This window comes from Micromonospora arida (assembly GCF_003857035.1).
GTDB classification, from domain to species: Bacteria; Actinomycetota; Actinomycetes; order Mycobacteriales; family Micromonosporaceae; genus Micromonospora; species Micromonospora arida.
Window position 1 is genome coordinate 1 of sequence record NZ_QGSY01000329.1, and the last position, 11,599, is coordinate 11,599.

The following is an 11,599-nucleotide window of genomic DNA, read 5'->3' on the forward strand; positions in this document are numbered from 1 at the left end:
CCGTCGCCCCCACCCCTTGTTGATCATGAGGTTAGCGCAGCGACACGCCGATGTCGGTGGCGTTAACCTCATGATCAACCCGGGAAGGTGTTGGGGGGTTAGAGGCCGGACAGGCGTTGGCCGGCTCTTACCACGGCCATGGCGTGGCGTTCGCCGGGGCGACGGCCCAGGCGCTCGATCGGGCCGGAGATGCTGACCGAGGCGATGACCCGGCCGGTGCGGTCGCGGATCGGGGCGGAGACGCTCGCCACACCGGCCTCCCGCTCGGCGACGCTCTGCGCCCAGCCACGACGCCGTACCTCGGCGAGGGTGCGGCCGGTGAACTTGCTGCGCGGCAGCAGAGGCATCACCGCCTCCGGCGGCTCCCAGGCGAGCAGGATCTGGGCCGCGGAGCCGGCCGTCATCGGCAGCACCGAGCCGACCGGAACGGTGTCCCGCAGACCGCTGGCGCGTTCCGCCGCCGCCACGCAGATCCGTTCGTCGGCGCGGCGCAGGTAGAGCTGCGCGCTCTCACCGGTGGCGTCGCGCAGCGCGGCCAGCAGTGGCTCGGCGGCGGTCAGCAGAACGTCCGGTGCGGCGTTGGCCAGCTCGCCCAGGCGGGGGCCGGGCCGCCATCTGCCCTGGGTGTCACGCACCAGCATTCGGTGGATCTCCAGGGCCTGGGCCAGGCGATGTGCTGTGGCCCGGGGCAGCTTGGTGCGTTCGACGAGTTCGGCCAGGCTGGCGCCGTCCACGCAGGCGGCCAGGATGACCACCGCCTTGTCGAGAACGCCGACACCGCTCATACTGTGTCCCACAAGCCGAAACTTACCTCCCAGAATTTAGGATGTCCAGATGGTGGGAGTCACTCCTGAGTCGAGGACCCTGGCCGAGAAGGTCTGGGACGCGCACGTCGTACGGTCCGCCGCTGGTGAGCCGGACCTGCTCTTCATCGACCTGCACCTGCTGCACGAGGTGACCAGCCCGCAGGCCTTCGACGGGCTGCGGCTCGCCGGGCGCCGGGTGCGCCGTACCGACCTGACCCTCGCGACCGAGGACCACAACACCCCGACCGGGTACGCCGACCCGGCGTTCCGCCTCCGTCGTGGTGACCTGCTCACCATCGCGGACCCCACGTCGCGTACGCAGATCGAGACGTTGCGCCGCAACTGCGCCGAGTTCGGGGTGCGACTGCACCCCCTCGGCGACGACAACCAGGGCATCGTGCACGTGATCGGCCCGCAGCTCGGTCTCACCCAGCCGGGCCTGACGATCGTCTGCGGCGATTCGCACACCGCCACCCACGGCGCCTTCGGCGCGCTCGCCTTCGGCATCGGCACCAGCGAGGTGGAGCACGTGCTGGCCACCCAGACGCTGCCGCAGAGCCGGCCGAAGACGATGGCCGTGAACGTCACCGGCCAGCTCGCGCCCGGCGTGACCGCCAAGGACCTGGTGCTCGCGCTGATCACGCAGGTCGGCACCGGTGGAGGTCGCGGGCACATCGTCGAGTACCGCGGCGAGGCGATCCGCGCCCTCTCCATGGAGGGGCGAATGACCATCGCCAACATGTCCATCGAGTGGGGTGCCAAGGCCGGCATGATCGCGCCGGACGAGACCACCTTCGCGTACCTCAAGGGTCGACCGAACGCGCCGCAGGGCGCGGACTGGGACGCGGCGGTGGCGTGGTGGCGGACGTTGCCCACCGACGAGGGCGCGCGCTTCGACGCCGAGGTGACCCTGGACGCCAGCCGGATCACCCCGTTCGTCACCTGGGGCACCAACCCCGGGCAGGGTGCGCCGCTGAGCGCCCCGGTGCCGGACCCTGAGGAGTTCACCACCGACTCGGAGCGCACCGCCGCGCGCCGGGCCCTGGAGTACATGGACCTTCGCCCCGGCACCCCGCTGCGGGAGCTGCCCATCGACGTCGTCTTCGTGGGTTCCTGCACCAACGGTCGCCTGGAGGACCTACGGGCCGCCGCCGACGTGCTGCGTGGCCACCGGGTCGCCGACGGCGTCCGGATGCTCGTGGTGCCCGGCTCCGCCGCCGTGCGTGAGGCAGCCGAGGCCGAGGGTCTGGACAAGGTCTTCGCCGACGCCGGGGCCGAGTGGCGGTTCGCCGGCTGCTCCATGTGTCTGGGGATGAACCCCGACACGCTGAAGCCGGGCGAGCGCTCCGCCTCCACCTCGAACCGCAACTTCGAGGGCCGTCAGGGCCGGGGCGGGCGTACCCACCTGGTCTCCCCGCCGGTGGCCGCCGCCACCGCCGTGGTCGGCCGGCTGGCCGCCCCCGCCGACCTGTAGAAGGGACCGACGAGATGGACAAGTTCACCACCCACACCGGCACCGCCGTGCCGCTGCGCCGGTCCAACGTGGACACCGATCAGATCATCCCCGCCGTGTACCTCAAGAGGGTGACCCGGACGGGCTTCGCCGACGGGCTGTTCAACGCCTGGCGGGAAGATCCGGCATTCGTGCTCAACGATGAAAACTATTCCGGCGCGTCGATCCTCATCGCCGGCCCGGAGTTCGGCACCGGCTCCTCCCGGGAGCACGCCGTGTGGGCGCTACGGGACTGGGGCTTCCGCGCAGTGGTGGCCCCGCGCTTCGGTGACATCTTCCGCGGCAACGCCCTCAAGGAAGGCCTGTTGCCGGTCGAGTTGGAATTGAAAGCCGTCGAAGAGTTGTGGGACCTGGTCGAGGCGGATCCCACCACTGCGGTGACCGTCGACCTGACCGCCCGCCAGGTCCGGGCGGGGGACGCGAGCTGGTCGTTCCCGCTGGACGACTTCAGCCGTTGGCGCCTCCTGGAAGGCCTCGACGACATTGGACTCACCCTCCGCCACGCCGCCGACATCGACTCCTACGAGGCGCGCCGGCTGCCGTTCCTGCCCTCCGTGGCATAGCCGTTAGGCCGCCCGCACAGCGGATTTCACCCCCATCGGTCCATCCGGTGGGGGTGAATCCGTTACGACACAAGGGCTTTTTTCTACCGAATGTTTGTGTCCCGGCAGCACAGGGCATACCGTGCGCGCAGAATGGCTCGCGACGAGTCAGTTGCACAATCGGGAGGAAGTCGTGAACAAGGCCGAGCTCATCGAGGCGCTCGCCGTTCGCCTGGGGGACCGGAAGATGGCGACGGCCGCGCTCGACGCGGTCCTCACCGAGGTCCAGGCGGCGGTCACCAAGGGCGAGAAGGTGGCGATCACTGGATTCGGAGCATTCGAAAAGCGTGTGCGTGGCGCGCGAACAGCGCGCAACCCGCGTACCGGCGAGGCGGTGAAGGTCAAGAAGACGTCAGTCCCGACCTTCCGCCCCGGCGCCGGGTTCAAGGAGATGGTGGCCAGCGGCAAGGTGCCGAAGGCCACGGTGGCGACGAAGAAGGCCACCACCAGCACCGCCACGGCCAAGGCGGCGGGCACGAAGGCGACCGGCACCAAGGCGGCCACCGCCAAGGCGGCGGGCACCAAGGCGACCACGGCGAAGGCGGCCAGTAAGAAGACCGCCCCGGCCAAGGCGAGCAAGACCACCACGGCGACCAAGACGGCCGCCAGCAAGAAGACCGCCCCGGCCAAGGCGAGCAAGACCACCACGGCGACCAAGACGGCCGCCGGCAAGAAGACCACCGCGGCGAAGAAGACCACCGCCGCAACCCGGTCGACCGCGGCGAAGAAGACCACCGCGGCGAGCAAGAGCACGGCGGCCAAGAAGGCGCCGGCGAAGAAGGCTCCAGCCAAGAAGGCGGCCAGCAAGCGCTGACCGACCCGTACCGCAAGGGCGTCCACCAGTGGGTGGGCGCCCTTTCGGCGTACCGGGACGGCTTTTCGGCGTACGGGGACCGTTGACCGGGTTGGCGCGCTCGCGCAGAATCGCCGTGCCGGCCACCCCTGGGCCGGCCCGTCGACGGGAAATGGGGCGCCGGTGCGCTACCGCCAGCTCACCACCGCCACGCTCGCGCTGGGCGTGCTCCTCCTCATCGACGTGCTGCGGGTCTGGTTGCCCGGCATCATCACCATCTTCGGGCAGGCGGCGTCCACCCCGGCCGAGCTGATGGGGGCGTTCGCCCTCGGCTGGTTCGTGCTCGCGATGGGCGCGCCCGCCCTGGTCCGCCGGGTCGGAGCCCGCCCGGTCACCGTCGTCGCCGCCGTCGCGCTCGCCGTCGCCCGGCTCGCGCTCACCGCCGCTCCCGGCGGGCGTACGCAGCTCTGGTTGGCCACCGCCGGGTTGCTCGCCGGGCTGGTCTGGCTGGTCGGTGTCGCCGCCGACACCGACCGCCCGGTCCCGGGGCTGGCGTTGGGGTTCGCGGTCAACGCGGCCCTGCACGCGGTGCTGGACACCGTCGACATGGTCTGGCGGGGTGACTGGGTCGCCTGGCTGCTCAGCGCCGTGGCGGTGGCGGTGTTCCTGGTCGGCACGGCGCAACCCGGCCAGCATGGCGGTGCAGGTGACGCCCGCCCTGGCCCCGCTGACGCCCCTGTCGGCTCCGCTGACGCCCCTGTCGGCCCTGGTGGTGGCCGAGCCTGGCTGCTGGCCGGGCCGGCGCTGCTGCTGGCCGGAATGGTGGCGCTCTCCCCGGCGCTGGCCCGGACCGGGATGTCGTACCTGGTCGCCGGGGACGGGGTGGCTCGTTCGCCGCTGTTCGGCCTGGCCCCGGTGCCGGTGGCGGTCGCCGGGTTCCTGTGCGCCGCGTTGACCCGGCCGCCCAGTGGGTGGGGCCGGGCGTACGGCCCGGTGGCGTTGCTCGGCGGCGCGGTGCTGTTCGCCCTCGACCGGGGCGACCTGCTCCTGCCGGCCATCCTCCTCGCCGCGGTCGGCCTCGGCGCCTGCCTCGCGCTGACCGACGACGCCAGCCAGCCTGCCAGCGGCACCGCGAGCGCCGGCACTGCGAGCGCCGGCACTGCGAGCGCCGGCACTGCGAGCGCCGGCACTGCGAGCGCCGGCACTGCGAGCGCCGGCACTGCGAGCGCCGGCACTGCGAGCGCCGGCACTGCGAGCGCCGGCACTGCTGGTGGCGGCAGCGCCTCCCGGCGGGGGTACGCGGTCGCCGCCGGGATGCTCGTCTTCGCGCTCGGGGCGGTCGGCTACTACTCGGCCTACGACCTCGGCTACCCCAACGCGGCGGTGCCGGTGGTGGTGGCCGTGCTGATCGCCGCCGTGGCCTTCACCACCCGTCCCGTCGTCCATTGGCTTCCCGGGCCGTTTCCGCCGCTCCGGGCCGCCGCCGCGGTCACCGCGCTGGCCCTGCTGGCACCGGTGCTCGCCGACGAGGTGCCGGTGGCCAGCAACCGGGACGGCCCACCGCAACGGTTGACGGTGGTGGCGTACAACGTCCGGATGGGGTTCGGGCTGGACGGCCGGTTCGACCTGACCGGCCTCGCCCAGGTCGTCGACCGGCAACGGCCCGACGTGGTGCTGCTCAGCGAGGTGGACCGGGCGTGGCTGCTCAACGGCGGGCACGACACCCTGGACCTGTTGTCAGACCGGCTCGGTATGCCGTACGTCTTCGGGCCGGCCGCCGACCCCGTCTGGGGTGACGCGGTGCTCAGTCGTTGGCCGGTACGCGATCCGCGGACCCTGCCGCTGGCCGCCGTCGGTGCGCCCACCGGAGCGCAGGCCCTTGCCGTCACGCTGGACCTCGGTGACGGTGTCCGTACCGCTGTGGTCAGCACCCACCTGCAACCGCCGCCCGGCAAGGGCCCGGTGGTCCAGGCCCGCGCGGTCGCCGAATTCGCCACCGGGTACGCAGCGGGTCGGCCGTTGGTGGTGGCGGGTGACCTGAACACCGAGCCGGGCGACGAGGCGTTCGCGGAGTTCACCAAGGTCGGCCTGGTCGACGCGTTGGCCGCCGCCCGACCACTGGCGACCAGCCCGGCGGACGACCCGCGCCAGCAGATCGACCACATCTTTGTCTCGCCCGGCCTGACCCCCGGCGACCCGGTCGCGCCGCGCAGCACGGCCAGCGACCACCTGCCGGTCGCGGTGACAGTGACCCTGCCGCCCCGCTGACGAAGCCAGGCCCGTGCGAATGCCGGCCCGTGCGAATGCCGGCCCGTGCGAAGCCAGGCCCGTGTGAACGCCGGGCCCTACAGGCGATCGGTGGCGAGCAGCCGGTCGGCGGCGAAGGCGAGCAGCCACCCGCCGCCCTTCGGGGTGGCGAAGTCCTCATCGGTGCGGCCGGTCAGCCGCTCCAGGGCGCCCGGCAGGACCTTGCCCTGGCTGCACACCGCCGACTGCCCACCGGTGCCGGCCAGCTCCAGCAGTCGGGCGGCGGTGGCCAGGATCTGCTCGTCGCTCTGCTGGCCGGGTTGTGGTTCGTCCAGGTCGCCGCAGACCTCGATCGGCAGGTCGAGCAACGCGGCGGCCGGGTCGAGTGTCTGCACGCACCGTCGCGGCGACGCCGACACCAGTCGGGCCGGTCGGATCAGGGCGATCAGCTCGGCCAGCGTGCTCGCCTGGGCCCAGCCCTCGGCGTCCAGGGGCCGTCCGACGTCCGGGCCGGACCAGGTGGCCCGCTTACCGGCGTGCGCGTGCCGAACCAGCGCGACCGTCGCCGTCACCGACGGCAGCGCGGCGAACGCCGCCAACACCTCGGCGTCGTGCGGGTAGCTGACCAACCGGATCGCGTCGTCCACCGCGAGCCAGCGGATGTCGTCCACCTCGGTGTCCGGTTGGAAACCGCCGCTGGCCACCGCGAGCATCGACCAGTAGTCGACCAGCTTGGGTTGCCCCTCGCTGCGGTACCGCACCGACGGCAGCCGCACCTGCGGCACGCCCCGCACGTCGGCCTCCTCGGCCACCTCACGCACCGCCGCGGCCAGCGCGTGCTCGCCCGGCTCCAGTTTGCCCTTCGGCAGCGTCCAGTCGCCGTAACGAGGGCGGTGCACCACGCAGACGCGTACGCCGTCGTCGGTCGGCCGCCAGGCCACCCCGCCCGCCGCCCGGATGCCCGTCACGGCAGCCAACTGGTGCGCCGTCGCCGGGTGGCCCGGTGCCAGGCAGCCGGGAGGAGACCCCGCGTCCGGCGTACCGACAGGCGTTCCCGCTCGGCCAGCCGCCCGGCGGTGACCGCCAGCTCGTGGTCGTCCGGTCGCTCGGCGGCGATCTCCAACCAGGTGTCCGCCGCCACCGCCGCGTCCTGGTGCTCGCCGAGCACGTCCTGCACCCGGGCGAGTGCGCGGGACAGCCGCCGTGCGCCCTTGCCGACCGTCGGGGCCACCGCGTTGACCGCGTACCGGGCCTGCTTGCCCTCCTTGCGGACGGCGTGCCAGCGGTCGTCCGGCGACTGCGCGTCGAGCCCGCCGACGCCGTCCGGCCCGGTCAACCGCCGCCAGGGGCGGGCCACCAGCGCGGGGAGCGCCTGCGCGGCGGGCGCTGCCGCCCGGCGGGTGAACCGGGGCGCGCGGGCGGCCAGCACCAGGGAGTCCACCAGGGCCAGGTAGCGCGCGGAGCGCAGCATCTCGTCGATGGCGGTGAGCGCCCGCCGCTGCCGTTCGGCCAGCACCGCGTCGAGCCGGTCCACCGCGCCCCGGTCGAGTGGGCTCAGCGGATCGGCGTCGGCGGTACGGCGCAGCCGCGCGCGCAGCACCTCGGCGTCCCGGGCCGCGCCGAGCACGTCGGCCAACCAGCGCAGCTCGGTGCGCAGCGGGCGGGACCAGGTCTTTCGCAGCAACGGTTTGAAGGTGCGCAGATCGCTGCGCAGGCGTCGGCAGGCCACCCGCATCTGATGCACGGCGGTGTCGCCACCGGCGGCCGGGGCGCGCAGCCGGACCAGCGGGTCGTGCGCCAACAGCCGGCGGATCTCCTTGCGTAGCGCCTCGGTCACCACGTCACCGGCGCTCGGCTCGGCGGTCAGCCCGGCCGGCGCGACCAGGTCCGGATCGGCCTGCGCCGTCGCGCCCAGCGCCCGTACGTGCTTCGGCGTGAACGACCCGCCCCGCGCGCCAGCCTCGCGCAGCACCCCGCCGACCCGGTCGAGCAGCTTCCGGTCGCCGGCCTTCAGCTCCACCTCCACCTCGCGGAACGTGTCGGTGGTGCTGCCGGCGTCGTCGAGCACTGTCACCCGGTCGTCCACCACCTCGGCGAGCACCGTGCCGGCCCGGTCACACACCTCGTACGCGTGCCGTACCGTCCGCACCACCGTTACCGGGGCCAGCGGCGCCCCCCGGTGCAGGACGGTGACCAACTCCACCAGCTCCGAAGGCGGCTGCCCCTTCGGTCCGGCACGGGAGATCTCGTGCCGGACGCCCGGCGTCCCGGTCGGTAGTTTCACCGTCCAGGGCAGCTCGTCGCCCCGACGGTGGCGCAGCGAGGCACCGGCCCGGGCCAGCCGCAGGTCGACCGTGTCGAGGTAGCGGGCGACCAGCGTCACCGGTGGCAGTGCCCGGACCCGACCGCCGGCCGGGGCCGTGCCGGCCAGGTCCGGCAGCACGTAGGCGTCGTCCACCTCGTACTTCTGCTCCTCCTCGACCATCAGCTCAGCCTATGCGCTGCGCGGTCAGCTGGCCGTGCCACCGACGCGGCGCAGCAGCAGTTCCTGCAGATGGGCCGGGGCGGTGTCGCCACCGCCGGTACGCCGGGTCCAGGTCCCGTCGCCGGCCAGCTCGAACGCGTCCACTTCGGGGCTCATCGCGGCGGTGAGCACATGGTCCAGCTCGGCGCGGGCGACCGGGTCGCTCACCTGCACCAGCGCCTCCACCCGGCGGTCCAGGTTGCGGTGCATGAGGTCGGCCGAGCCCATCCAGAACTCGGCCTCGCCGTTGTTGCCGAACCGGAAGACCCGGGAGTGTTCCAGGAACCGGCCGAGGATCGAGCGGACCCGGATGTTCTCCGACAACCCCGGCACCCCCGGGCGCAGCGTGCACATGCCCCGAATGAGCAGGTCGACGTGGACGCCGGCCTGGGAGGCGCGGTACAGCGCGTCGGTCACCCCCTCGTCGACCAGAGAGTTGACCTTGAACTGGACCAGGCCGGGCATGCCGAGGCGGACGTGCGAGATCTCCCGCTCGATCCGCTCGATGAGGCCGCTGCGGATGCCCTGCGGGGCGACCAGCAACCGCCGGTACGCGGTCTGCCGGCTGTACCCGGTGAGCACGTTGAACAGGTCGGTGAGGTCGGCGCCGATCTCCGGGTCGGCGGTGAGCATGCCGAAGTCCTCGTACAGTCGGGCCGTCTTCGGGTGGTAGTTGCCGGTGCCGATGTGGCAGTAGCGACGGATCTGGTTGCCCTCCTGCCGGACCACCAGCGCGGTCTTGCAGTGCGTCTTCAAGCCGACCAGGCCGTACACCACGTGGCAGCCGGCGCGTTCCAGCGTGCGGGCCCAGCCGATGTTGGCCACCTCGTCGAAGCGGGCCTTCACCTCCACCAGCACCACCACCTGCTTGCCGGCGGCGGCCGCGTCGACGAGCGCGTCGACGATCGGGGAGTCGCCGCTGGTCCGGTAGAGGGTCTGCTTGATGGCCAGCACGTTCGGGTCGGCGGCGGCCTGCTCGATGAAGCGCTGCACGCTGGTGGCGAACGAGTGGTACGGGTGGTGCACCAGGATGTCCCCGTCGCGCAGGGTGGAGAAGACGCTGCGCGGCACCTCGCCCTCGGCGAGCCGGGGATGGGTGGCCGGCACGAACGGCGGGTCCTTCAGGTCCGGCCGGTCCGCCTCGCCGTAGACCTGCCACAGCGCGGACAGGTCCAGCAGGCCGGGCACCCGCAGCACGTCCTGGTCGTCCATGTCCAGCTCGCGGACCAGCAGCTCCAACATGTGGTCGGAGATGGACGCGGCGACCTCCAGGCGGACCGGGGGACCGAACCGCCGACGGGCCAGCTCCCGTTCCAGGGCCTGGAGCAGATCCTCGTCGCGGTCCTCGTCGACCTCCACCTCGGCGTTGCGGGTGACCCGGAACAGGTGGCACTCGACCACCTGCATGCCACTGAACAGCTGCCCCAGGTGCACCGAGATCAGGTCCTCCACCGGCAGCATCCGGACGCCCGGCTGGTCCCGGTCCACCCGGACGAAGCGGGGGACGTTGTTGGGCACCTTCACCCGGGCGAACAGCTCCGAACCGCCGTCCGGGTCACGAACCGCCACCGCCAGGTTCAGCGACCGCCCGGAGATGTACGGGAACGGGTGCGCCGGGTCCACAGCGAGCGGGGTCAGCACCGGAAAGATGTGCTCCCGGAAGTAGGTGCGCAGCCGCTCCCGTTCGCCGTCGCCCAGCTCGCCCCAGCGCAGGATGCGGATGCCCTCGTCGGCCAGCTTGGGCAGCACGTCGTCGACGAAGCAGGCGGCGTGCCGGGCGCCCAGGGCGGCGGTCCGCTCGGCGATCAGCTCCAACTGCGTACGCAGGGGCAACCGGTCCCCGCCGCGCACCGGCAGGCCGGCGGAGAGCCGCCGCTTCAGTCCGGCGATGCGCACCATGTAGAACTCGTCGAGATTGCTGGCGAAGATGGCCAGGAACTTGGCCCGCTCCAGCAGCGGGGTGCGCTGGTCCTCGGCCAGGGTGAGCACCCGGGCGTTGAAGTCGAGCCAGGACAGCTCCCGGTTGAGGAACCGGTCCTCGGGCAGCGGCGGGGCCGCCGGGGGCTCGTCGTCGTCCTCCGGTGCGGCACCGGTCGGCAGGTCGTCGGGCAGGACCTGGTGGACGTCACCGGCGGCCGGGCCGTCCGCTGCGATCTTCGGGGCGGGGTCGATGACCTCGTCCAGCCCGGAGGAGGCGGCACCGGGATCGTCGGCGAGCGTGTCGGCGCGGGCGGCACCGGCACGTTCGGCGCGGGACGGGCGGAAGCGCCCATCGGTGCCGCGCGTACGAGAGCCGTTGCGGAGATCGGTGGCGGGCGGGTGGACCGGTTGCTCGCGAGGGGTGCTCACCCGCTCATAATCACCCGATTACGGTAAACGCAAAATGAACTTGGGCTCGCCGGGTCAGATCATCGTCGGCAATGTCACCCGGACAACCTCGCCGTCGGGATCGGTGTCGATGCGAACCCGCTGCCCGAGCCGGAGAAGCCGCAGCCCGGAGGCGTCGAAGGCCCGGGCGGGGAAGCGCATCTCGGTGCCGTCGTCGAGCAGCAGGACACCGCTGCGCGTCGCCGCGTCGTAGCTGGCCACCGTGCCCTGCATGCTGGCACCGTACACCCGGTGGTTCACCCCGTGGCGCGGGCTCAGCCCACCCGGGCGGCTCAGCCGGCGGCGCGGGCGGTGCGACCGGCGGCCACCAGGGCGGCCGTGCGCGGCCCCAGCCCGAGCCGGGTGGCGGCGGCCAGGTCCGCGGCGGTGTCCACGTCCCGGCGCAGGCTGGGCCAGTCGCCGTCGAGCGGCAGCGCCCCGCTCGCCGCGTGCGCGACCGCCGAGCCCACCCCGAAACGCGGATCCAGCGGCACGCCCGGCCCGGCGGTGAGCAGCACCGTGCCCGCGCCGGGTGCGTCCGGCAGGAACCGGCGTACCCCGGGTCGACCGTTCTGCGCCGCGAGCAGCGCGCCGGCCAGCTCGGCCGGGCGCAGCGCCGGCACGTCCGCGGTGATCCCGGCCACCCAACCGGCGGCGGCCCCGGCCGCCCCGTGCCGGAACGCCGCGTTCAGGCCGGCGTCCGGCGCGTCCGGCAGCACGCGCACGCCGGCGGCCCGCGACGCCGCC

The 11,599-nt window shown here is 73.1% G+C and carries 10 protein-coding genes; 4 read left to right on the forward strand and 6 right to left on the reverse strand.

The features are described from left to right. Window positions 1-98: 98 nt before the first annotated feature. Window positions 99-785, reverse strand: a complete 687-nt coding sequence (locus DLJ58_RS32170; RefSeq protein WP_007456408.1) for an IclR family transcriptional regulator — start codon at window positions 783-785, stop codon at window positions 99-101. Window positions 786-834: 49 nt separating this feature from the next. Here DLJ58_RS32170 and leuC point away from each other — a divergent pair, with 49 nt between their 5' ends. From leuC to DLJ58_RS32190, 4 genes are all read left to right on the forward strand, one after another. Beyond that, window positions 835-2,280, forward strand: a complete 1,446-nt coding sequence (leuC, locus tag DLJ58_RS32175; RefSeq protein ID WP_124862450.1) for a 3-isopropylmalate dehydratase large subunit — start codon at window positions 835-837, stop codon at window positions 2,278-2,280. Between the two features lie 14 nt (window positions 2,281-2,294). After that, on the forward strand, window positions 2,295-2,882 hold the full coding sequence (leuD, locus tag DLJ58_RS32180; protein ID WP_124862453.1) for a 3-isopropylmalate dehydratase small subunit: 588 nt from the start codon (window positions 2,295-2,297) through the stop codon (window positions 2,880-2,882). A 172-nt stretch (window positions 2,883-3,054) separates the two neighbouring features. Next, complete coding sequence (locus DLJ58_RS32185; RefSeq protein WP_208741452.1) at window positions 3,055-3,735, forward strand: HU family DNA-binding protein; 681 nt, start codon at window positions 3,055-3,057, stop codon at window positions 3,733-3,735. A 162-nt stretch (window positions 3,736-3,897) separates the two neighbouring features. Beyond that, window positions 3,898-5,982: an endonuclease/exonuclease/phosphatase family protein gene (locus tag DLJ58_RS32190; RefSeq protein ID WP_124862459.1), complete on the forward strand. Its 2,085-nt coding sequence runs from the start codon at window positions 3,898-3,900 to the stop codon at window positions 5,980-5,982. Between the two features lie 77 nt (window positions 5,983-6,059). Here the strand turns inward: DLJ58_RS32190 and DLJ58_RS32195 are convergent, their stop codons facing one another. From DLJ58_RS32195 to DLJ58_RS32215, 5 genes are all read right to left on the reverse strand, one after another. Continuing rightward, window positions 6,060-6,938 carry an NUDIX hydrolase gene (locus tag DLJ58_RS32195; RefSeq protein WP_112582029.1) on the reverse strand — a complete coding sequence of 293 codons (879 nt, stop codon included), beginning with the start codon at window positions 6,936-6,938 and terminating at the stop codon, window positions 6,060-6,062. After that, complete coding sequence (locus DLJ58_RS32200; RefSeq protein WP_124862462.1) at window positions 6,926-8,446, reverse strand: CYTH and CHAD domain-containing protein; 1,521 nt, start codon at window positions 8,444-8,446, stop codon at window positions 6,926-6,928. Before DLJ58_RS32200 ends, DLJ58_RS32195 begins: the two co-directional genes overlap by 13 nt. A gap of 24 nt (window positions 8,447-8,470) precedes the next feature. Next, the gene (locus DLJ58_RS32205) at window positions 8,471-10,834 is read right to left on the reverse strand and encodes an RNA degradosome polyphosphate kinase (RefSeq protein WP_124862466.1); all 2,364 of its coding nucleotides are present in this window, start codon (window positions 10,832-10,834) and stop codon (window positions 8,471-8,473) included. Between the two features lie 54 nt (window positions 10,835-10,888). Next, entirely contained in the window at window positions 10,889-11,086 is a 198-nt protein-coding gene (locus DLJ58_RS32210; RefSeq protein ID WP_030335323.1) for a cold-shock protein, read from the reverse strand. Between the two features lie 59 nt (window positions 11,087-11,145). Beyond that, a partial coding sequence (locus tag DLJ58_RS32215; RefSeq protein ID WP_124862469.1) for a glycosyltransferase family protein occupies window positions 11,146-11,599 on the reverse strand: 454 nt, incomplete at its 5' end.

Coding starts and splice junctions, on each gene's coding strand:
- DLJ58_RS32170 (WP_007456408.1), bottom strand. CDS start 785: ATGAGCGGTGTCGGCGTTCTCGACAAGGCGGTGGTCATCCTGGCCGCC.
- leuC (WP_124862450.1), top strand. CDS start 835: ATGGTGGGAGTCACTCCTGAGTCGAGGACCCTGGCCGAGAAGGTCTGG.
- leuD (WP_124862453.1), top strand. CDS start 2,295: ATGGACAAGTTCACCACCCACACCGGCACCGCCGTGCCGCTGCGCCGG.
- DLJ58_RS32200 (WP_124862462.1), bottom strand. CDS start 8,446: ATGGTCGAGGAGGAGCAGAAGTACGAGGTGGACGACGCCTACGTGCTG.
- DLJ58_RS32210 (WP_030335323.1), bottom strand. CDS start 11,086: ATGCAGGGCACGGTGGCCAGCTACGACGCGGCGACGCGCAGCGGTGTC.